General features: G+C 70.8%; 16 protein-coding genes, 1 tRNA gene and 6 pseudogenes. 9 read left to right on the forward strand and 14 right to left on the reverse strand.

The window, feature by feature from the left end; all coding sequences use genetic code 11:
- The first annotated feature begins 101 nt into the window (after positions 1-101).
- Complete coding sequence (locus H3H54_RS04750) at positions 102-1,271, forward strand: ROK family transcriptional regulator (RefSeq protein WP_262425726.1); 1,170 nt, start codon at positions 102-104, stop codon at positions 1,269-1,271.
- Positions 1,272-1,311: 40 nt separating this feature from the next.
- Here H3H54_RS04750 and H3H54_RS04755 read toward each other — a convergent pair whose 3' ends face one another.
- The 4 genes and pseudogenes from H3H54_RS04755 to H3H54_RS04770 all read right to left on the reverse strand — a co-directional run bounded on the left by H3H54_RS04755 (position 1,312) and on the right by H3H54_RS04770 (position 6,910).
- The gene (locus tag H3H54_RS04755) at positions 1,312-2,712 is read right to left on the reverse strand and encodes a sugar ABC transporter substrate-binding protein (RefSeq protein WP_262425727.1); all 1,401 of its coding nucleotides are present in this window, start codon (positions 2,710-2,712) and stop codon (positions 1,312-1,314) included.
- Positions 2,713-2,722: 10 nt separating this feature from the next.
- The gene (locus H3H54_RS04760) at positions 2,723-3,691 is read right to left on the reverse strand and encodes a carbohydrate ABC transporter permease (RefSeq protein ID WP_262425728.1); all 969 of its coding nucleotides are present in this window, start codon (positions 3,689-3,691) and stop codon (positions 2,723-2,725) included.
- A gap of 13 nt (positions 3,692-3,704) precedes the next feature.
- Positions 3,705-4,619 (reverse strand): carbohydrate ABC transporter permease, encoded by a 915-nt coding sequence (locus H3H54_RS04765; RefSeq protein WP_262425729.1) that lies wholly within the window; start codon positions 4,617-4,619, stop codon positions 3,705-3,707.
- A 39-nt stretch (positions 4,620-4,658) separates the two neighbouring features.
- Positions 4,659-6,910, reverse strand: a pseudogene (locus H3H54_RS04770) (alpha-galactosidase).
- A gap of 162 nt (positions 6,911-7,072) precedes the next feature.
- On the opposite strand from H3H54_RS04770, the pseudogene H3H54_RS04775 reads away from it, so the two are divergent.
- A pseudogene (locus H3H54_RS04775) lies at positions 7,073-8,283 on the forward strand (pyridoxal phosphate-dependent aminotransferase).
- A gap of 39 nt (positions 8,284-8,322) precedes the next feature.
- On the opposite strand, the pseudogene H3H54_RS04780 reads toward H3H54_RS04775, so the two are convergent.
- Positions 8,323-8,760: pseudogene (locus tag H3H54_RS04780) on the reverse strand (DUF1304 domain-containing protein); the annotation flags it as partial.
- Positions 8,761-8,775: 15 nt separating this feature from the next.
- Between H3H54_RS04780 and H3H54_RS04785 the strand changes: the two are divergent.
- Both H3H54_RS04785 and H3H54_RS04790 read left to right on the forward strand, forming a co-directional pair.
- The gene (locus H3H54_RS04785) at positions 8,776-9,366 is read left to right on the forward strand and encodes a TetR/AcrR family transcriptional regulator (protein WP_262425730.1); all 591 of its coding nucleotides are present in this window, start codon (positions 8,776-8,778) and stop codon (positions 9,364-9,366) included.
- Positions 9,363-9,785 carry an organic hydroperoxide resistance protein gene (locus tag H3H54_RS04790; RefSeq protein ID WP_262425731.1) on the forward strand — a complete coding sequence of 141 codons (423 nt, stop codon included), beginning with the start codon at positions 9,363-9,365 and terminating at the stop codon, positions 9,783-9,785. Before H3H54_RS04785 ends, H3H54_RS04790 begins: the two co-directional genes overlap by 4 nt.
- Before the next feature lie 89 nt (positions 9,786-9,874).
- On the opposite strand, the pseudogene H3H54_RS04795 reads toward H3H54_RS04790, so the two are convergent.
- The 9 genes and pseudogenes from H3H54_RS04795 to H3H54_RS04840 form a co-directional block, all read right to left on the reverse strand.
- A pseudogene (locus H3H54_RS04795) lies at positions 9,875-10,851 on the reverse strand (zinc-binding dehydrogenase).
- A gap of 87 nt (positions 10,852-10,938) precedes the next feature.
- Positions 10,939-12,522: an FAD-dependent oxidoreductase gene (locus H3H54_RS04800; protein ID WP_262425732.1), complete on the reverse strand. Its 1,584-nt coding sequence runs from the start codon at positions 12,520-12,522 to the stop codon at positions 10,939-10,941.
- A 191-nt stretch (positions 12,523-12,713) separates the two neighbouring features.
- Complete coding sequence (locus tag H3H54_RS04805) at positions 12,714-13,583, reverse strand: formate transporter FocA (RefSeq protein WP_262425733.1); 870 nt, start codon at positions 13,581-13,583, stop codon at positions 12,714-12,716.
- Positions 13,580-14,200: a transglutaminase family protein gene (locus H3H54_RS04810; protein WP_262425734.1), complete on the reverse strand. Its 621-nt coding sequence runs from the start codon at positions 14,198-14,200 to the stop codon at positions 13,580-13,582. Before H3H54_RS04810 ends, H3H54_RS04805 begins: the two co-directional genes overlap by 4 nt.
- Entirely contained in the window at positions 14,173-14,391 is a 219-nt protein-coding gene (locus H3H54_RS04815; RefSeq protein WP_262425735.1) for a transglutaminase N-terminal domain-containing protein, read from the reverse strand. Before H3H54_RS04815 ends, H3H54_RS04810 begins: the two co-directional genes overlap by 28 nt.
- Positions 14,373-14,576: a transglutaminase N-terminal domain-containing protein gene (locus H3H54_RS04820; RefSeq protein WP_262426404.1), complete on the reverse strand. Its 204-nt coding sequence runs from the start codon at positions 14,574-14,576 to the stop codon at positions 14,373-14,375. Before H3H54_RS04820 ends, H3H54_RS04815 begins: the two co-directional genes overlap by 19 nt.
- A 96-nt stretch (positions 14,577-14,672) precedes the next feature.
- Positions 14,673-15,050, reverse strand: a pseudogene (locus H3H54_RS04825) (alpha-E domain-containing protein); the annotation flags it as partial.
- Positions 15,051-15,135: 85 nt separating this feature from the next.
- Positions 15,136-16,745 (reverse strand): annotated as a pseudogene (locus H3H54_RS04830) (circularly permuted type 2 ATP-grasp protein); the annotation flags it as partial.
- A gap of 122 nt (positions 16,746-16,867) precedes the next feature.
- Positions 16,868-17,545, reverse strand: a complete 678-nt coding sequence (locus H3H54_RS04840) for an AIM24 family protein (protein ID WP_262425736.1) — start codon at positions 17,543-17,545, stop codon at positions 16,868-16,870.
- Between the two features lie 312 nt (positions 17,546-17,857).
- Between H3H54_RS04840 and H3H54_RS04845 the strand changes: the two genes are divergently transcribed.
- From H3H54_RS04845 to H3H54_RS04865, 5 genes are all read left to right on the forward strand, one after another.
- Positions 17,858-18,142 (forward strand): hypothetical protein, encoded by a 285-nt coding sequence (locus H3H54_RS04845; RefSeq protein ID WP_262425737.1) that lies wholly within the window; start codon positions 17,858-17,860, stop codon positions 18,140-18,142.
- 34 nt (positions 18,143-18,176) lie between these two features.
- A complete protein-coding gene (locus tag H3H54_RS04850) occupies positions 18,177-19,160 on the forward strand; it encodes a protein kinase domain-containing protein (protein WP_262425738.1) in 984 nt (327 codons plus the stop codon).
- The gene (locus H3H54_RS04855; protein WP_262425739.1) at positions 19,139-19,711 is read left to right on the forward strand and encodes a hypothetical protein; all 573 of its coding nucleotides are present in this window, start codon (positions 19,139-19,141) and stop codon (positions 19,709-19,711) included. Before H3H54_RS04850 ends, H3H54_RS04855 begins: the two co-directional genes overlap by 22 nt.
- A 124-nt stretch (positions 19,712-19,835) precedes the next feature.
- Positions 19,836-20,666 (forward strand): DsbA family protein, encoded by an 831-nt coding sequence (locus tag H3H54_RS04860; protein ID WP_262425740.1) that lies wholly within the window; start codon positions 19,836-19,838, stop codon positions 20,664-20,666.
- 72 nt (positions 20,667-20,738) lie between these two features.
- Positions 20,739-20,810, forward strand: a tRNA-Thr gene (locus tag H3H54_RS04865).
- Positions 20,811-20,812 lie beyond the last annotated feature (2 nt).

The following is a 20,812-nucleotide window of genomic DNA, read 5'->3' on the forward strand; positions in this document are numbered from 1 at the left end:
CATGCTCCACGCGCAGGCAGCCGGGCCGACAGAGCGGGACCCGGCTAAACTGCACGGAGCGCGGGGAACGCTCGGGCGCAGCGGCCAGGGGGTGCACGACGATGCCAGATGCGATGCCGGCACGGATGCTGCGCCCCGACGGATCCGCCCCCGATCTCGGTAGTCCCAACGCCCGCGCCGTCTACCGGGACCTGCTGCGCTTCGGCCCTCGCTCCCGCAGCGAGCTGACCTCCCGGCTGGGCCTGTCGGCCCCCACCGTCACCCGCGCCGCTCGGGACCTGCTCGATGCCGGCTGGTTGCACACCCTGGGCCCCGTGGCACGTGCGAAGGGTCGACCCCATGAGCCGCTCGACATCGAGGAGAACGAAGGGCCGCGCTTCCTCGGCGTGAAAGTCACCGCGGACGAGGTGCATGCCGTGGCCTCCACCGTGCGCGGCAATGTCCTCGAGGAGCTCACGCTCCCCTTGGAGAGCACGACCCCGACGGCCGTGGTGGAGGCGATCGCAGGCCCGGTCGAGGCACTGACCGGAGCTCACCCGCACCTGCTCGGCCTCGGGATCAGCGTCGGCGGCCGCGTGGCCGACCGGCGCACGGTGCTCGGCTCCCAGCTGCTCGACTGGGACCAGCCCGTTCCGCTCGCACAGATGCTCGAGGAACGCCTCCACCTGCCGACTGTCGTCGAGAACGATCTGCGGGCGATGCTGCACGGGCTGCACTGGTTCGGTGTGGGCCGCTCCTACCGCTCCTTCGCGCTGCTGACCGTCGGTGCCGGCGTCGGGATCGGCGTCATCCACGCCGGCGAGCTGGTCGAGGGGCGGACCCATGTCGCCGGCCTTACCGGGATGCTGCCGGTGGGGCAGGACGCGGAAGGACGCCCCCTCACCTTCAACGAGGCCGCCAGCCTCGGCCCGCTGCTGGAGCGGGCTCAGCGCGCCGGCATCCTGCACTCCGGCGCGGGACTGCCGGAGCTGCGGGACCTGGTTGCGCAGGGGCACGAGGGTGCCCGAGAGCTGGTCGCGGAGATGGCCAGGTCCCTGGCCAGGGCTGCAGCGTCGGTCGCGGCGATGCTCGACCCCGAGGCGATCCTGCTGGGCGGGGAGACACGGGATCTGGTGCGGTCCGCCGACCCGGTCCTCGAGGACACGCTGCGCGCCTGCCTGGCCCCCATGCAACGAGACATCGCCGTGCGTGATCTGCCGGGCGAATTCGAGGACTGGGCTCGCGGCGCGGCGATCGTCGCGATCCAGCAGTTCGTCGGCCCCGCGCGCTGAGGCGTGGGGCCGACGAAGCGCCGTACGGCCGTTCAGGCGTTCATTCGAACAGGGCGTTGACCCGGTCGTTGAACGAGGCGAAGTCCGCCCCCTCGATCTGCCCCATCCAGCGCTGATCGAAGGCCGTCTGCATGATCGACATGATCGATGCAGAGTTCTCCACCAGCGGGTATAGGCCGGTCTCGCCGTTGGCCACCCGGTCGGTGAACGGGGTGACGTCCAGACCCTCCGCGGCAAAGCTGTCGACCGCGGCCTTCGTGCCCACATCCGTGGCCGGGAAGAACGGCGCCCGCTCACCGATCACACGCTGCGCCTCGTCGGAGGCGAGGAAGGCGATCAGCCGCGCCGCCTCCTCCTTCTTCTCCGACTGCGCCGAGATCGAGTCCCCGAGCCCGTTGAACATTGACATGGGGTGCCCGATCGGGCCGGACGGCAGCGGGGCGATCCCCAGGTCGAGGCCGTCCATGTTGGCGTAGGTGCTGATCATCCAGGAGCCGTCCAGGGCGAGCGCCGAGCTGCCAGCCTGCAGCTGTGCCTGCTTGGGCGAGGACTCACCGAACTTGCCGAAGGGCGGGAAGAACCCCTTGTCGACGAGGCCGAAGAACCAGTCGATGGTGGCGATGAAACGCTCATCGTCGTAGTTGAAGCGGCGTCCCCAGGTCTCCTCATCAGTGAAGGTCCACCCGGTGGAGAACGCGAACGGGGACCAGGCGGTCTGTCCGACGTAATCGATCCCGTCGGATCCGCCCATGCCATGGCAGACGACCTCGCCGGCATCGAAGCCGTCCTCATCGCCGCGCACACCGTTGGCATCGACCGTGAGGCGCGCGAGGATCTGTTCGAAGGTGCCGCCATCCTCAGGATTCCAGTCCAGGCCCTCAAGGTCCTCCGGCGTCAACCCTGCCTCGGTCAGCATGTTCTTGTCATACAGGATCGCGATGGTGTCGTAGTCCTTGGGGATGCCGTAGCGCTTGCCGTCCTGTCCGGTCCACAGCTCCTGCAGGCCCTCCTGAAACTGCTCGGCCGGCACGTCGTCCAGCGGGCCCAGCCCGTCCAGCGGCGCGACCACCCCCAGGCTCACGAACTCCGGGAAGCGAGCCAGGTGATCGGCGAAAGCATCCGGGCCGGCCTCGGCCACGAAGCTTGCGGTCAGCTTCGTCCAGTAGTCGTCCCAGCCCAGCTGCGTGACCCGCACGAAGATATCGGGATTCTGCTCCATGAACAGGTCGATCGCCGCCGAGTAGGCGGGCAGCTGCAGGGCGTCCCACAGCCAGTAGTCGATCTCGGTGGCGCCGGCCGGGGCCTGGGCCCCGCCGCAGGAGGCCAGCGTCCCTGCCCCGGCGGCGCCCGCCGCGAGGGCGGCCGAGCCCTGCAGCAGCCGGCGGCGCGACAGGGGCCCGGGGCGGGCGGTGGGCGGCGTGGAAGGTCTCTGAATGCTCATCTGGATCGCCTCACTTGATTCCGCTGAAGCCGATGGAGTTGACGATCTTCTTCGCGAACAGGGCGAAGAGGATCAGCATGGGCGCCGCGGCGACCAGGGTCGCGGCCATCAGGCCCGACCAGTCGGGTCCGGTGCCCGGCGCCTGGGCACGGAAGACGCCCAGCGCGACTGTGAGCACCCGGGACTGATCGGTGTACGACACCATCAGCGACCAGAAGTACTCGTTCCAGGCGGTCATGTAGGTCAGCAGCGCGAGCGTGGCCAGCGGTGCGCTGGACATCGGCAGGATCAGGGTGAAGAACACCCGCACCTTGCTCGCGCCATCGATCAGGGCCGCCTCCTCGACCTCGCGGGGGACGTTGTTGAAGAACTGCCGAAGGAAGAAGATCGCGAAGGAGGAGATGAACAGCGTCGGCAGCATGATGCCGAGCAGGGTGTCCACCAGCCCCAGGTTCTTGATCAGGATGAAGTTGGGCAGCAGGGTGAAGATCTGCGGGACCATCAGCGACCCCAGGAAGATCAGGAACACCGTCTCGCGGCCGCGCCAGCGCAGGCGGGAGAAGGCATAGGCCGCCATGGCGCAGGAGAAGGTCTGCACGATGGTGACGGTGGTCGCGACGGCCACGGAGTTCAGCAGGTAGCGCCAGAAGTTGATGGAGGCGCCGGAGCCTCCCTGGGCGATCGCGGTCTCCACGTCCTGCATGCCGAAGACGCGCTCGAAGCCGCCGGTGTTCAGGCCGACGGGAAGCAGGCTGCCCGGGTCGGTGGCCAGCGCATTGTTGCTGGACAGCGCGGTGCGGAGCATCCAGTAGAAGGGGAAGATGGTGATCAGCAGGAAGATCACCATCACGGCCCAGGCCAGGATCCTGCCCCAGGGGATGCCGCGTTTGGCGCGGGTGACGTGCCGATCGGCGATCTGCTGACCGGCCGGGCCGGGCTCGCGGACCTCGTCGGTGACGGGATGGGGTGCTGTGGTCATGTCTCTCCTCCTCTCAGTCCAGGTCCGACTTGCCGGCGTTGGTGAGCCAGTATTGGGTGAAGGTGACCACCATCAGGATCACCAGCAGTGCCACGGACAGAGCCGAGGCGTAGCCGAACTGATACTCCGCGAAGGCGTTCTGGTAGATGTACATCTGCAGCACGCGCGAGGCGTCAGCCGGACCGCCCTGGGTGGTCACCGAGATGGTGTCGAACACCTGGAAGCTGCCGATGATCGTCATGATCAGCACCAGCGCCAGGATCGGCCGCAGCAGCGGCAGCGTGATCCGGCGGAACAGCGTGATCTCCCCGGCGCCCTCGGTACGGGCCGCCTCATAGAGGTGCCCGGGGATCGCCTGCAGGCCGGCGAAGAGCAGCAGCGCGGTGTAGCCCATGTGGCGCCACACGTTCACCAGCGCGACGGTCGGGATCACCCAGGTCTCGCTGGCCCAGAAGGCGATCGGGTCGAAGCCGATCCACTGCAGGAAGATGTTGAAGATGCCCAGCTGAGTGTCCAGGATCCACAGGAACACGATCGCGGCGACCACGTTCGAGACGAGGTAGGGGGCCAGCACCAGCGAGCGCAGCAGCGTGGACTGGGTCAGGCGCTGCATCAGCACCGCGATCACGAGCGCCACGACCGTCTGCACGCCGATGTTGATCAGCACGTACAGCACGGTCACTTTCAGCGAGTTCCAGAACACGGGATCGGCGAACATCGCCTGATAGTTCTCGAAGCCGACCCACTGCGGTGGGGTGAGGGTCGTGTACTCCGTGAAGGAGTAGTAGATGCCGGTCAGCAGCGGCCACACGAGGAATGCCAGGAGGCCGACGGTGGCGGGCGCGATGAACAGCAGCGCCAGCTTCGTGTCGTCCTTCTTCCTGCGGCGTGGTGGGGCCGACCGCGTCGACGTCGTCGCGGTGGTCATGACTTCCTTCTTTCCTGTCGGGATGGGATGGGTGGAACGTCAGCGGTGCGCGGCGGGGGTGCCTTCGTCCTCGCGCACGAGGGAGAGCAGCAGCCCCTGCTCGGGGTTGATCAGCGGGGCGGCCAGGCCCGAGCGCTCGAGTACGGAGCCCGGGACCACCAGGCCGTCCTGCTCCGCGGCGCGGCGCCACCACGGCGGCAGCGACAGGCCCGTCGGCCCCTCGCCGAGCAGCAGCGGGCGCACGCGGTAGCGGGCCGCGGGATCCAGGCCCGGGAATCGCAGCCGGTCGTGCTGGGACTGATCGGACCGGCCGACGGCGGCGAGGGTGAACAGGGCGCGCTCGCGCTGCGGGGAGACCACGCCGTGCAGCCACAGCACGCTGTCCCCGCGGTCGGCGCGCACCAGGTCACCGGTGAACAGCAGCTCCCGCTGCTCCTTGTACAGGGCGATCCACTCGCGCAGCTCGGCGAGCTCCGCCTCCGTGGCACGGGCCAGATCCCATTCGATGCCCAGGTGCCCGAACAGCGCGGACAGCGCCCGGAAGCCGAGGGTGTGCAGGCGGCCCGTGGTGTGCGAGCGGCCGGAGGCGATGTGGCTGCCCATCAGCTCGAGCGGGATCAGCTGCGCGGTCCAGCGGTTCATCTGCTGGCGGTCCAGCGGGTCGATGCAGTCCGAGACCCAGACCCGGTCGGTGTGCTCGAGCACGCCCAGATCCACGCGCGCCCCGCCCGAGGAGCAGGACTCGATCTCGAGCCCGGGGTGCGCCGCCTTCAGCTCGTCCATCAGGCGGTAGGTCGCCGCGGTCTGCTCATGCACGGCCGCGCGGCCGGTGGCACGGGTGGCGGATTCCAGCAGGTCACGATTGTGGTCCCACTTGATGTAGCCGATCTCGGTGCTGCCGAGCACCGCGAGCATCTGGTCGCGCACCTGCGCATAGGCCTCGGGGATGGTCAGGTTCAGCACCTGCTGGCTGCGCGAGCGCAGCGGGAGCCGCTCGGGGCTCGGTGCCATGAGCCACTCGGGGTGGGCGCGGGCCGTCTCGGAGTCCTCGTTGACCATCTCCGGCTCGAACCAGAGCCCGAACTCCATCCCCAGGCCGCGCACGTGATCGACCAGCGGTGCCAGACCCTCCGGCCACACCTCTGTCGAGACCACCCAGTCGCCGAGCCCGGAGGTGTCGTCCCGTCGGGAGCCGAACCAGCCGTCGTCGAGCACGAAGCGCTCCACGCCGAGGGCGGCCGCACGGTCCGCGAGATCCTTCAGGCGCGCCAGGTCGTGATCGAAGTACACCGCCTCCCACACGTTGAGCGTGACGGGACGGTCGGTGCTGACGTGGTGCGGGCGCGCACGCAGGTGGCGGTGGAAGCGGGAGGCCACCTCGTCCAGGCCCTCGCCGTAGGAGGCGAACAGCCACGGGCCCGTGTAGCGCTCGCCGGCGGCCAGGCGGAGCTCGCCGGGAAGCAGCAGCTCGCCGCCGCCGAGCACCCGTCGGCCGGTGCTGACCTGCTCGGCGACGTGGCGATGGTTGCCGGAGAAGGCGGTGTGCACGCCCCACACCTCGCCGCGGCGGAAGCCGAAGCCGGCCGGGCCGGCGTGCAGCACGTGCGCGGAGTCCGCGCCGGTGCGGCCGCGGCGGTTCTCGCGCAGGTGCGTGCCGACGGTGAACTCGCGGCGCTGCGGGGTGCGCTCCTTGGTCCAGCGGCCCGCGAAGTCCAGCAGCTCATCCGCGTGGGCGGGGACGGGGACGGTGGGGGTCAGGTCCTCGAGCAGGTAGGGGGTGGTGCCGGTGTTGGTGAGTGCGGCGCGCTGGCGCAGCAGTCCCGTGGGGAGCAGCTCCAGCTCGAGGGAGACCTCGAGCCCGATCTCGGCATCGACCAGCGCGAAGCGCAGCAGGCCCGGGCCGGACTCGGTGTGCGGGCCGGTCAGGGGCTGGCCATCCAGCGTGATGGCCTCGGTGACCAGGCGGGGTGACCAGCCGGAGCCATCCTCGCGGGATCCGCTCAGGCCCGGGCGGCCCAGCCAGCCGTCGGCCGCCTGCGGGAGGATCGCCAGGCGCACGGGGACGTCCACCGCGTTCTGGACCACCGGATCGACCGCCGCCTCGCACACCGCGTCCAGCCCCTGGCCGCCGAGGGGGCCCAGCGCCGTGCCCCAGTGGGTGATCGCGGGGAGCGGCCGTCGGTGACGTCCACGACCACCGAGACGCCGGCGGCGCGCAGATGGATCCGGTGCGTCGCACCCGGCCGGGGCGCGAGGACGGAGTGCGGGGCGGGGCTCTGCTGCGGCGACATCGGCGACCTCCAGGGCGGAAACGGGGTGCGGGGCGCGGCGTCGGTGCCACGACGTTATTTACACTATGAAATTAAACCGTGTCTCGTCAAGCACCCCGGGCGAAGAGGATCCGGTGCGGAGCGCTACGCTGGCCCCCAACCCGACCAGGCCAGGAGCCCCGAATGATCTTCACCCAGTCCTCCAAGCTGCGCGACGTGTGCTACGAGATCCGCGGGCCGGTCCCCGCAGAGGCCGCGCGCATGGAGGCAGAGGGCCACAAGATCCTCAAGCTCAACATCGGCAACCCCGCCCCCTTCGGCTTCGAGGCGCCCGACGAGATCCTGGTGGACATGATCCGGACCCTGCCCACCGCGCAGGGCTACTCGGACTCCAAGGGCATCGTCTCGGCCCGCCGCGCCGTCGCGCAGTACTACCAGACCAAGGGCATGCCCGGCATGGAGCTGGACGACATCTACCTCGGCAACGGGGTCTCCGAGCTCATCCAGATGACCTGCCAGGCGCTCGTGGACGACGGCGACGAGGTGCTCGTGCCGAGCCCCGACTACCCGCTGTGGACCGCCTCGGTGGCGCTCGCCGGAGGGCGCGCCGTCCACTACCGCTGCGACGAGGAGCAGCAGTGGTGGCCCGACGTCAGCGACATCGCCGACAAGGTCACCGAACGCACCAAGGCGATCGTGGTCATCAACCCCAACAACCCCACCGGCGCGGTCTATCCCGAGCACGTGCTGCGCGAGATCGTCGAGGTCGCGCGGAAGCACGGGCTGATGATCCTGGCCGACGAGATCTACGACAAGATCCTCTACGACGACGCCGTGCACACCCACATCGCGGGACTCGCCCCCGATCTGCTCACCATCACCTTCAACGGCCTGTCCAAGGCGTACCGGGTGGCCGGCTTCCGCGCCGGCTGGATGGCGCTGTACGGCCCGAAGGAGCACGCCGCGAGCTTCATCGAAGGGCTCGACGTGCTCTCGAACATGCGGCTGTGCCCCAACGTGCCCGCCCAGCACGTGGTCGCCACCGCGCTCGGGGGCTACCAGAGCGTGAACGAGCTGCTGCTGCCGGGCGGGCGGCTGCGCGAGCAGCGCGACGTCGCCTACGAGGGGCTCAGCGCCATCGACGGCGTGAGCGTCGTGAAGGCCTCTGGGGCGCTGTACATGTTCCCCGCCTGGACCGCGAGATGTACGCGATCGAGAACGACGAGCAGTTCGCCTATGACCTGCTGCGCTCCAAGAAGCTGCTGGTCACGCAGGGGACGGGCTTCAACCTCGACACCCCGGACCACTTCCGCCTGGTGACCCTGCCCTCGGTCGACGTGATCGCCGACGCGGTGGACCGCATCGCCGACCACCTCGCCTCGATCCGGCGCTGAGCGGAGCTCAGAGGAGCAGGCCCCCGCCGTCGCGAGCACCGCGAGCAGCGGCAGCGTGCCCTGCTTCACCGCGGCCCCGCGGTGGGCGGGGGAGCTCAGCCGCAGCACGGTCGCGGCGGCGAGCATCGACCCGGTCCCGGCCAGCAGCAGCGTCGCGCCCACCGTGACCGCGCCCGCGAGGGCGAGGATCGCGCCGAGTGCCGCCAGCACGGCCAGAAATAGGTTGTAGAAGCCCTGGTTGAAGGCGAGCTCGCGGGTCGCGGCGACCTCCTCGGCGCTCTGTTCGCCGAACACCTTCTGCGCCTGCGGCCCGCCCCAGGTGAGCGACTCCAGGCGGAAGATGACCACGTGGAGCGCCGCTGCGGCGAGGGCCAGGATTGAACCGAGGGTGAGCATTGCGACCTCCGAGGTCTTTGGAATGATCATTCCACTATAGTGGGTCCGACCCCGCGTGGACAGCCGGGCGAAGGCGTGCATCGAGCAGGAGGAGCCATGGGACGGCAGACGGCATACGTGCGGGAGGACGCCGTGCGCTCCGCTCGCGACGTGTTCTGGCGCGAGGGCTACGAGGGCGCGTCCATGGCGAGCCTGCAGCGCGCCACCGGACTGAACGCCTCCAGCCTCTACCACGCCTTCGGCTCCAAGCGCGGACTGTTCGACGCCGCGGTCGAGGACTATCTCGAGCGCGTCGTGCGCCCGGGGCTAGGTTCGCTGCAGGACCCCGCGGTCGCCGCCGACGCCCTCGAGGGCTACTTCCGTGCGGCCCGCGAGCTGTTCGCGGACCCGTCCGGCCGCACCCTGCCCGACGGGTGCCTGCTGGTGAACACTGCCTGCTCCGGCCTCGCCCGGGACGACGGGATCGCCGAGGCGGTGCGCGCCTATCGCGCCGAGCTGGGCGCCGCCTTCCTGCGCGGTGCCGCGGCCCGCTTCCCGACTGGCGCCGCCGACGAGCACGAGCGGCTCGCCGAGACCTGCGTCGCGCTGCTGGTCAGCGCGCTGGTCATGACCCGCGTGGATCGAGGGGCGGCACTCGCCTCCCTCGACGCCGCGCTCTCGCATCTCACGACGGAGGACACCCCATGACCCATCTGTACAGCACCGAGGCCCTCGCCACCGGCGCCGGCCGCGACGGACACGTCGCGGTCTCGGGCTCCGACATCGCCCTCGACCTGGCCGTCCCGACCGCCATGGGCGGCAGCGGGAAAGGCGCGAATCCCGAGCAGCTCTTCGCCGCCGGCTACGCCGCCTGCTTCCACTCCGCCCTCCAGCTCGTCGCCCGCCGGCGGAAGATCCCCGTCGAGGGGTCGAGCGTCGGCGCCCGCGTGAGCATCGACCCCGCCGAGTCCGGAGGCTTCTCCCTCGCCGTCGAGCTCGAGGTGGTCGTCCCCGAGCTCGATCACGAGACCGCCCAGTCCCTCGCCGACGCCGCACACCAGGTGTGCCCGTACTCGAACGCCACCCGCGGGAACATCCCCGTGACGGTCTCCGTCTCCGACGACTGAGCCTCGCGGCGCCAGAGCGCCGACGGGCCCCGGGAGGATCGCTCCTCCCGGGCCCGCTCTCGTTCCCGGGTCCGCGGACCGGGCCGCGCTCACGCGCGCAGCAGCACCTTGCCCCGGCGGCCGTCGGTCAGAGTGGCCGCCACGGCGCCGGTGACCTCGTCGAGCCCGAGGACGTCCGCGACCGGGAGCGTGACCTCGCCCGAGAGCAGGCCGGAAAGGATCTCCCCGATCAGGCGCCGCCGCACCTCGGGGGACATCTCCCGTGAGACGCGCGCGCCCCAGAAGCCCTCGACGTGCAGGTCGCGGAAGATGATCGGTCCGGAGGGGAGGGCCATGGTCGACCCGCCCATCGCGCCGAAGACGACGAGGCGGCCGCCGTCCTCGATCAGCGAGAGCACCTGACCGGCGGCCTCGCCGCCCACGGAGTCCAGTCCCGCCGGCACGCGGGCGTCGCCGATCAGGGCGCGGGCCTGCTCCTGCCAGCCCTCCTGGTCGGTCGCGACCACGTCGCCGATGCCCTGCGCGGCGAGCTCCTCGACGCCGCTGCCGCGCCGCACCAGGCTGATCACGCGGATCCCGCGCGACCTCGCGAACTGGGCCACGAGCCGGCCCACCGCCCCGGTCGCGGCGTTCTGCACGAGCACCTCGCCGCGCTCGAGACCGAGGTGCTCGAGCAGGGAGACGGCGCTGAAGGGCATGGCGACGAGCTGGGCCGCGGCCTCATCGGGCAGCTGCTCCGGCAGCGGGATCAGCGAGGCGGCCGGCGCGGTGAACAGCTCCGCCCAGGCGCCGGTGACGGCGCTGGCCGCGACCCGGTCGCCGAGGGCGAGGCCCTCGACGCCCTCGCCGAGCGCCTCGACCACGGCGACGGCCTCGCTGCCCGCCCCCGAGGGGAGCTCGGGGCGCACACCGTAGCTCCCGCGGATCGTCCACAGGTCGTGGTGGTGGACCGGGCTGAGCACCATCCGCAGCAGCGCCTCGCCGGGCGCCGGGACGGGGAGTCGACCTCGGCGGTGCGCAGGACGTCAGCGGGGTCGCCGAAACGGTCATAGGTGACGGTGAGCATGAGAGCACCTCTCTTTTTGGAACAGTCATTTCACTATAGCGACGGGGAACCTCCCTGCCTCGCGCGCGGGCGGCGCTGTTCCGGGTCTCACAGCAGCGGCCGCCACGGCGCCGACATGCGGCAGGGCCGGGGGCCGGGACCGGTGCTCCGGTCCGACCCCGGCCCTGCGGCGGGGTGTCTGCTGCGCGTGCGCGGCTCAGGCGTGCGAGGGCTGGTGCACCGTCGTCGGGAGACGCGCACCATCTCCTCGCGCTCGACCACCTTGATGCGGGCGCGGGGCTCGCCGTCGGCGTCCACCGCGGCGGCGCCGAGGGACTTCTCGTGCTCGTCCAGCGCCATCCAGCCGTCCCAGGTCGTGTACTCCACGCCCCGGTCCTCGAGCAGGCGCACGATCGCGTCGCCGTCCCGCTCGGGAGCGGCGGCGACGGCACCGGCCTCGAGGTCCTCGAGCAGGGCGGTGATGGTCTCGATCGCGTCGGACTTCGTCGCGCCGATCAGCCCCACCGGCCCGCGCTTGATCCAGCCGTTGGCGTAGAGGCCGGGGAGCACGGTGCCGTCCGCGGCAGAGACCCGGCCGGCGGCGTTGTGGATCACGCCGCGCTTCGCGTCGTACGGGATGCCGGGCAGCTCGGAGCCGTGGTAGCCGACGGCCCGGTAGACCGCACCGAGCTCGTAGTCCACGAACTCGCCGGTGCCCTCGAGGTTGCCCTCGGCGTCGAGCCGGGTGCGCTCGAAGCGCATGCCAGTGACTCGTCCTCCGTCGCCACCCTCGCCGAGGACCTCGACGGGGCGATGCCAGAAGTGCATGTGCAGGCGGCGCTGGACCGGGCGGCCCTCGCGGTCCGTCGGCGCCTCGCCGGCGGCCTCGCGGCGCTGCTGCTCCTCGAGCCAGCCCACGAAGGTCTGGACGACCTGGTCGGTGCGCTTGTCCGCCTTTATCGTCTCCCACTCGGCGTCCGTGATCTGCTCCAGATCGCGGGCTTCCATGACGACCTGGAGGCCCTTGGGGTGGGCGAGCTCGCGCGCCTCGAGCGGGGAGAACTTGGTCTGGGCGGGGCCTCGACGACCGAAGATGTGCACATCGGTGGTCTTCGCGGCCTGCAGGCCCTCGTACACGTTGCCGGGGATCTCGGTGCGCAGCAGCTCGTCGGCGGTCTTGGAGAGCACCCGTGCCACATCGAGCGCGACGTTGCCGTTGCCGACGACGGCGACGGATTCGGCGTCCAGCTCCCAGGTGCGGGGGTAGTCCGGGTTGCCGTCGTACCAGGCGACGAAATCGGCGGCGCCGTAGGAGCCTTCGAGCTCGATGCCGGGGAGGTCGAGGTCGGCGTCCTTCAGGGCGCCGGTGGCGAAGATGACCGCGTCGTAGTGGGCGCGCAGATCCTCGAGCGTGAGGTCGGTGCCGAACTCGACGTCGCCGAGGAAGCGGATGTCGCCGCGGCCGAGGATCCGGTGCAGTGCGGTGATGATGCCCTTGATGCGCGGGTGGTCCGGGGCGACTCCGTAACGGATCAGCCCGAAGGGGGCGGGGAGGCGGTCGAACAGGTCGATCGCGACCTGGAGCTCACCGCTTTTCACCGGCGCGGAGCGCAGCAGGGTCTCGGCGGCGTAGACGCCGGCGGGGCCGGAGCCGATCACGGCCAGACGGAAGGGCTGCTGGGAGAAGGACATCTCACCTCGGTCTCGTGGCGCGGCGGCGCCGGGTCGGATGCGGTCCGGAGCGGGCGCGGCATCCTGCGCCCCACTTCGCTCTGCACTGATTTCCGCACCACTGTATACGCGAAATTCGCTCTGACCGGGGCCACTGTGAGCGGCCTGACGTCGAGGAACCGTGAAGGTTCTGCGATGGTCGGGCGATGGTGTCAGCTCGGCGCCGGGTCGGAATCCCCGCGGCGGTGGATCGCCCAGAAGTACGCGCCCACCAGCACGGCCCCGCCGACGATATTTCCGAGCACCACCGGGACCAGGTTGTCCCAGAGCGTCGCTCCGAGGGTGATCGAGGAGTAGTCCGCTGCGGTGGCGCCGGCGGCCTTCATCGCCTCGCCCTGCCAGAAGGGGTCTCCGGCGAAGTTCTTGATCAGCAGCCCCATCGGCAGCATGAACATGTTGGCCACGGAGTGCTCGAAGCCGGTGGCCACGAACAGTGCGATCGGTCCGATCACGCCGAGGACCTTGTCCGTGACGCTCCTGCCGGCGGTGGCGATCCATACGGCCAGGCAGACGGCGAGGTTGGCGAGGATGCCCAGGAAGAAGGCCTGGTGCCAGTCGTGACCGAGCTTCGCCTGGGTGATGTCCAGGACGATCAGCCCCCAGGCCGAATCGTTGGCGGCATGGGTTCCGGCGAACAGGAGCAGCAGCGCGATGAGCACGGCGCCGATCAGGTTGCCGGCGGCCGAGATGCCCCAGTGGCCCACCATCCTGCCGGTGGAGATCCGCCCGGACAGGCGCGGCACCAGGGTCATGGTGGTGCCGGTGAACAGATCGGAGCCGCTGATCACGACCAGCCCCAGGCCCACGGAGAAGACGGTGCCGCCGATGAGCTGGGCGAGGCCGATCGGCCACTCGTCCATGCCCTGCTGCGTGGTGACCATGAAGACGAAGCCCAGCGCGATGAAGGCGCCTCCGCCGAGGGTCTGCAGGATCATCCGGTCCCATGGCGCGGTCGCCTTCGCGTGCATCGCGTCTTCGAGCTCGCGGGTCAGCTCGTCCGGTTCGGGGATCACGGGGCTCATTCGGGGCTCCCGTTCCCGAGCGGCTCGGGCACCACGCCGACGGAGACCGACAGGGTGCTGCTGGCACCGGGAGGGCCCACCACGATCCCCTTCAGCGGAGGCACGTCCGCGTAGTCCCGGCCCCATGCGGTGGTCACGAAACGCTGGTCCACGAAGGTGCGGTTGGTGGGGTCGATGTCCACCCATCCCGTGCCGGGGACCAGCACGCTGAGCCAGGCGTGGGATGCGGCGGAGCCCACCATCTCCCCGACCGGTGCGGTGCCCAGCGCTCCACCGGCCGACGGGGCCGTGCGCAGGTACCCGGAGACGTAGCGGGCTGCGAGGCCGGCGGCGCGCACCGCCGCGACCCCGACATGCGAGAAGTCCTGACAGACCCCGTGACGGGCCGAGAGCACCTCCTCCAGGGTGGAGGTGACGGTGGTGGCGCGGGAGTCGTAGGTGAAGTCGGTGTGGATCAGGGCGGTGAGATCGGCCAGGCACTCGCCGATCGCGCGCCCGGGCCGGAACACCTCGGCGGAGATCTCCTGAGCTGCTGTTTCCGCGGGGATCCGGGGTGAGGGGTGGACGAAGTCGAGGCCGGAGTCCGGGATCAGCGAACCCCAGTGCTCGGGGTGCACTGTTCCCAGGGCCGCGACATCGGTTCGATCGGGTAGCGGCGCTCGGCGACTGTAACCCGTGCATGGGAATGCACGTCCAGCTGTTCATGCAGTGTGTCGACCAGCAGGTATGTGGAGGAGTTGCCGTAGAAGTCGGTGTGGGCGGTCAACCGTGCTGGGGCTGGGTCCACGATCACCTCATGGGACAGCACGCGCTGGTGGGGGTGGCCCGCGGTTCGACGTGGGCGCGGCCGTAGTTGCGCGAGACGGGCTTGGCGTATCGGTACGAGGTCAGGTGGTGGACCCGGTAGTGCACCGGCTCGGAGGCGGCCGCGCCTCCCTCGCGCAGTGGGAGCAGCGGGCGCGGGCGGGCGGTGCTCTGAGCGTGCTCAGACATCGTCGACCCCCATCGTGAGGTGGATTCGGACGGGTGGAAGAAGCGATTCTCGAGCGCGGTCGCGAGCTCCCGCAGCAGATCGATCGCGGCATCGACCTCGTCCAGCAGCGCAGTCGGTGCGCCGCCGCCCGCTTCGGCGCCCTCGGCAGGGCGCAGCAGCTCCTGCGGTGCCCAGGAGCCGATGCGGGAGCGGAGCGCGGTCAGCGGTGCACGGAGCTCCGGCGAAGGCGCGACCTCGGGCAAGCGATCCAGCGCTGCGCTCAGCCTGTCGAGCTGGAAGGCGATGGAACGTGGCAGCGTGGTGTCGTTCAGCAGCAGCTCCATCAGCAGCTCCGGCTGCACCGCCGCATGGTAGGACCGTCGGTACGACGCCCCGGACTCGGTGATCAGAGCGACCGCTCCGGCGATCCGCGATTCGGCGGCGCGGGTGCGGCGCCGGCCCAGGGTCGCCCGCAGCAGCGCCAGCAGGCTCATCGCCCGCTCGATCTTGCGGCCCCTCGGTGAGATCCCAGCCCAGGTTCCGCGGCATCGAGTCGGCGATCGCGCCGGACAGCGTCAGGCAGCCGTCGACGATATCCGTCAGCCCCTGCTCGAGGGGCTGGCCGCCCTGGCCGCTCAGGGCGCGGACGCCCTGCCTCATGCCGGCGATCACCGGCCACACGTCAGCCGAGATCAGGTCCCGCAGGGTGCGGGTGGTGTGGGCGAGGGCGGTGTAGGACTGGGCGAGGGACCCGGGCCGACCCAGATCGCTCAGCAGGCTCTCGAGCTCCGCCTGCACCGCTCCGCGATCGCGGAGGTCCAGCTCATGGAACCCGGGATAGGTGGTGGTGATCTCGGTGACCGCCTCGAGCAGCACCGTCTGTGCGGTGTGTGCGGCGGGGCTGCGCTCCGCCTCCAGATCGTTGACGGTGTCCACCACGGTGCGCAGCAGACGGGCCGTGGAATCCACCCGCTCCAGGTAGCGGCCGAACCAGAACAGGTCCGAGCCGATCGACCGGGTCATCGCCGGGTACGCGGTCAGCACCCCGCGGGCCGCGGCGGCCGGCCGCACCTCCGGGGTGCTCGCGGCGGACTGCTCCTGGTCGGGGACGGCGGCGGTCTCGGGGACGCTGACCCAGACGTCCTTGAGCGCCTCGGGACCGTCGTCGGCGGTGGTCGCGATCCCGCCGGGCAGCACCTCGTAGCCGTCCTCCGTGCCCATCACCAGCAGCGTGATCCGCACCGGTCGTTCGACCAGGCTGTCGCCGCCGTCCGGGTCCAGGCTGAGCCAGCTCCCGGGCTCGGCGCCCGGCTCGGCGGGCCTCAGCTGGAGATCCTCGTGGAGCATCTGTCGGCACAGATCCGGCAGGGCGGACCGCAGGTCCGGGTTCTCCAGCAGACCGGCGCCGAGGGGGTTGAAGATCTCCACGTCCCCGCAGCGTGCGGCCTCGACCAGGCCGGTCACCCCGCCGAGCGGGGTGGGCCCGAGATCCAGCGGGTCCAGAAGCTGGGAGGGGACCAGGCGCAGCATCGCGTCCACCGCGTCGCCGGGGTCCGAGTCCAGGCCGGGCAGGCGCAGGGTGAGGGTGCCGGAGCCGGTGCGGAGATCGCCCACGGAGACGATCGGTGCGCCCAGCAGGTTCGCCATCCAGCTGTGGTCGAAGCCGCGCAGCGGATCGTCGGAGTCCGCGGTGAGCACGACCGTGCGGCCGGCACGGCCCTCGGCGCGAGTCCGCTGGTGCAGGGAGGTGCGGAGGGCGTCGAAGAACGGGTGGAGCGCCGCAGCGGCGTGGAGCGGTAGAGCGTGGGTGCGCAGCGGGAGAGCACCCGGCGCAGCTCGAGGGTGGTGCCGGCGCCGTCGGGCACATCCACCGAGTCCTCGAGCACCACCCATGAGCCGTCGGCCGTGCGGGTCACCGTGCTGGTCAGAGCGAACAGGTGATGGTTCCCGCGGGCGGGGATGCCCACGGCGGAGCGCAGGTAGGCCGGGTCCTGCAGCAGCTGCGCGACCGGGGCGACGTCGGTTCCCAGCACCGTGCGGGGGCCGTAGAGGTCCGCGTACAGCGCATCGAGCAGCCGCATCCGCTGGATCAGGCCTGAGGAGAGCTCCGACCAGGCATCTGCGTCCAGGACCAGCGGGACGGGGTCGATCACGGGCACGGCGGCGGAGACGTCGCCGGCGAACATCATCGCCGCCGACGTCGCCGCGCGCCGTCGCCCTGTGGGGCCGAGAGCATCGAGCTCATCGACCAGGGCCTGCGGAGGTGAGGAGATCACCGGGTCATCGTAGACACCACGACGCGCAGAGGCGATCAGGAAGCGCTGACCACCGGGACGCCCTCGGAGGGCTGCACCACCACGAAGCCCGGCCCGTGGAAGCCGAGCTGGAAGGACTCGCCGGAGCCGCGGCCGATCAGCGAGCCCATCTTGAAGTCGTTCTTGATCTGCGGCTGGAGGTTCGCCGACCAGCACACCGCGGCCTGGGGATCCACGAAGGTGGGCTGCTGGGAGCAGTCCAGCAGCATCGGCGGACCGTCGGAGGTGACGGCGACCATGCCCTGGCCCTGCAGGAACAGGTTGAACAGCCCGCCGGCCATGAAGCCCGCACCGCCGAGCGACTTGATATCCCACTGGATCGAGCTGTCGAAGGCGAGCATGTTCTTGGTGTTCAGCGTGAGGGCCTCGCCTTCGAGCTGGATCAGGAAGATCTCGTTGTTCTGGCGGGCGTAGAAGATCTCGCCGTCGCCGCGGGTGCGCATCATGTTCCCGCCCTCGCCGGTGGCCATCTTCTTCAGCAGCTTCATGCCGCCACCGGATCCCTGGTACGAGAAGTCCATCTGTCCCTGGTAGGCGACCATCGCGCCGGCGGCGGAGATGATCTCCGGCGACTGCGGGTTCAGGGCGCAACGCAGCATCTTGTTGGACTGCAGCGCCCATCGGTCGTTGGTCTGGCGCTCCTGATTGGAGGCATCGAACAGGTTCGAACGCATGGCGCTTGGGCCCTTCCCTCGCTCACGGATGCCGGGCGGCCTCCGCCCTGCACTGCGACGCCCACCGCGCCGCGGCCCGATCGTCTCACGGCGGAACCGGCGTCATGGCCTCCGGACCCCGTGTCGAGGGTGTCTTCGGGGTGCGGAGGCTGTGGGGGAGCGGTGAATCGAGCATGCTGCGCCGCACGGGCCTCGTAGCATGGCGAGCATGGCCCAGTCCCGCACCTCCCGCCGCGAAGCCCGCGACCCACGGCTGACCGCGCTCGCCGAGGAATCCGGTTACGAGATCGTCGGGCGGATCGGTGCCGGGGGATGGGGATCGTCTACCGCGCGCACGACGCCGACGGGAACGATGTGGCCATCAAGCTGCTCCGCCACGAGATCGCGGACGATCCACGGGCTCGCGAACGCCTGGCTCGTGAGGTCGCCGCGCAGAAGCTGGTGCGCAACGACAACATCGTGCGGATCCTCGACGCGGAGCTCGACTCCTCGGACGCCTTCGTGGTCACCGAGTTCATCCCCGGGCCACGCTCGAGGACGCGGTGCGCTCCCACGGCGGGCTGCACCCCGAGGCGGTGCGGGAGATCGGCCTGGTGATGGGGAGACCCTCCACGCCATCCACGCCTCCGGGGTGATCCACCGAGACCTCAAGCCCAGCAACGTGATGCTGCGCGGCGCCGACGAGGACGATCTGACGGGCTTCGATCCCGACGGGGACCGGCTGGACCCGGTGGTCATCGACTTCGGCATCGCGATCGCGGCCGAGGAATCACGCCTGACCTCCACCGGCCTGGTGATGGGCACGGCCGCCTACCTCGATCCCGAGGTGATCCGCACTGACCACACCGGCGAGGCGGGGGACTGGTGGGCGTGGGCGGCGCTGCTGTCCTTCGCCGCGACCGGGCGCGAGCCCTTCGGCAGCGGCCGAGCCGACCTGGTGTTCTTGCGGGCCGAGCGCGGCGAGATCGACGTCGAGGGGCTCCCCACCGAGCTCGCGGCCTGGCTGCGCACCGCCCTGCAATCCGATCCCGCGAAGCGCCCGGCCCCCGAGGACCTCATCGCACGTCTCGTGGAGCTCGACCTCGCGTCGTACGACGATCCCGGCGAGACGGAGCTGCTCGGCGTCGTCGGCAGCACCGCCGTGCTGCCGACGGTCGGGGCCGCGGGTGCCGACGGCGAGCCCACCGCCGACAACGCCGTCGAGCCCGCATCGGTGGACGCCGACGAGCAGCGCACCGAGATGCTCCCGACCATTCCCGGCGCCGAGGAGCAGCCCACCGAGGCGCTGCCGCGGATCACGACCCCGGCGGAACCGGTCACCGAGGCGCTGCCGATCTCCGGCCCGCCCACCAGGGCGCTGCCCGTGATGCCCCCGCCTGCGAGCGCACCCCAGCAGCTGTCTCCGCCGCAGCATGCGCCGTGGCAGCAGCACGCACCGCAGCAGTACGCACCGCAGCAGACCGCCCCGTTCGCGCAGCCGCCCGTGCAGGCGCAGCCGGTCCAGCAGCTGCCCCGGGGTATCCGGCTACCGCCGGGGGCCCGATGGCGCCCCACAGCCCATGGCCCCAGCCGCCTCCGCGCCGCCCGCTGCTGGTGTGGATCGGACACCTGCTGATCGTGTCCCTCGCCGCGATCGCGCCTTACGTCGCGCTGGCGATGCTGCTCGGCCTGGGCGCGCTCGCCCGCACCTGGGAGAGGTCCCACCACGCGGTGGCGGCGCAGCGGATGCGCGGGGCCACCGGCTCCGGACCGCACTGGAGGGCCGGCCTCGCCAGCCCCTTCCGCTTCCTGCTGGGGCTGCTCGAGATCGTGCTCCAAGCCCTGTTCCCGCTGATCCTGGGGTTGCTGGTGGGGATCGCCGTCGATGCCGGCTGGACCCTGCTGCAGGGCTCCGCCCCACCCGACGCCGTGGCCTTCGGCACCGCGATGGCGATCACCCTGCTGATCACCTGGGTGGGGCTCGGCAGCCGCACCACCCGCAACGGGGCGCACCGGATGCTGGACGCCGCCGCGCCGGACATGCTCTGGGGCGGGGTGGTGCTCGGACTGCTCCTGCTGCTGCTGGGCGCGGTGATCTTCACCCTGCTCGCGCGGGAAGGGATGGTCGACTACTTCCCCTTCCCGAGCGGACCTCGACTGGATGACATCGCCCTCTGGCGGCGTTGATCCCCGCCCGGAGGGGACCATCACGTGAGGTGCCCCATCCGTGCCCGCGCCGTCCAGGTCGGGACCGTTAAACTCTCCACGATCCATCACCCACCGCAGCCCCGGAGCGGGGCGAGGAGAATCCATGGCCGCGTCCGGTTCGTCCAAGTCAGCGCAGGAGCGCCGCGAAGCGCAGCGGGAGACGCTGCGCAAGCAACGCCAGGCGGAGCTCAAGCGCCAGCGCACCGTGCGCACGGTCGTGATCGCTGCGATCACCGTGGTCGCACTCGTGCTCGCGGCGGGGGTGGGACTGCTGATCTATCGCTCGATGCAGCCGGCGGGACCGGTGGCGACCCCTGAGGGGATGAGTGCCGAGCAGCCCTATCTATATCTCGCGCTCGGCGCCCCGGAGGACTCCGGTGCACCGGTGGTGGAGGTCCACCTCGACTTCATGTGCCCCCACTGCGGCGGCTTCGAGGAGATCAACTCCGAGGACCTCGCCACGATGGTCGAGAACGAGGAGGCGAGCGTGCGCGTGGTGCCGCGCCGCTTCATGGATCCGCAGTCCACCTCAGGTGACTTCTCCTCCCGTGCCGCCAACGCGCTGGTCTCCGTCTACGCGGATGACCCCGCCAACGCCCTGGCGTTCCAGAAGCTGGTGTTCGCCAACCAGCCTGCTCAGGGCACGGAGGGTCTGAGCAACGAGCAGCTGTGGGCCTTCGCCGAAGAGGTAGGTGCCTCCGAGCAGGTGCAGGCCGACATCGACGCCAAGACCTACCAGCCGTGGGTGCGCCAGGTCGCAGAGCCTCACGGCGAGGAGACCGGCGGCGGCACCCCGTACGTCGAGATCGACGGCACCACCTACGAGGAATGGTCCACGCCGGGCGCTCTGCGCGAAGCGGTGCTGGCCGCAGGCGGCGGCCCGGCCCCGTCCGACGGCGGAGGGGCCGCGCCCTCCGACGGAGGTGAGGGCTGAGACCCTGAAGCCTGGAGGGCGCTGATTCCCTCTACACTGCTTCGGACCGGCCGATTCGTCGGCCGGTCCTCCGCTGGAGTGGCGCAACGGTAGCGCACCTGTCTTGTAAACAGGTGGTTGCGGGTTCGATTCCCGTCTCCAGCTCT

The sequence above is a fragment of the Brachybacterium sp. Z12 genome, from assembly GCF_014400405.1.
Taxonomy (GTDB): Bacteria; Actinomycetota; Actinomycetes; order Actinomycetales; family Dermabacteraceae; genus Brachybacterium.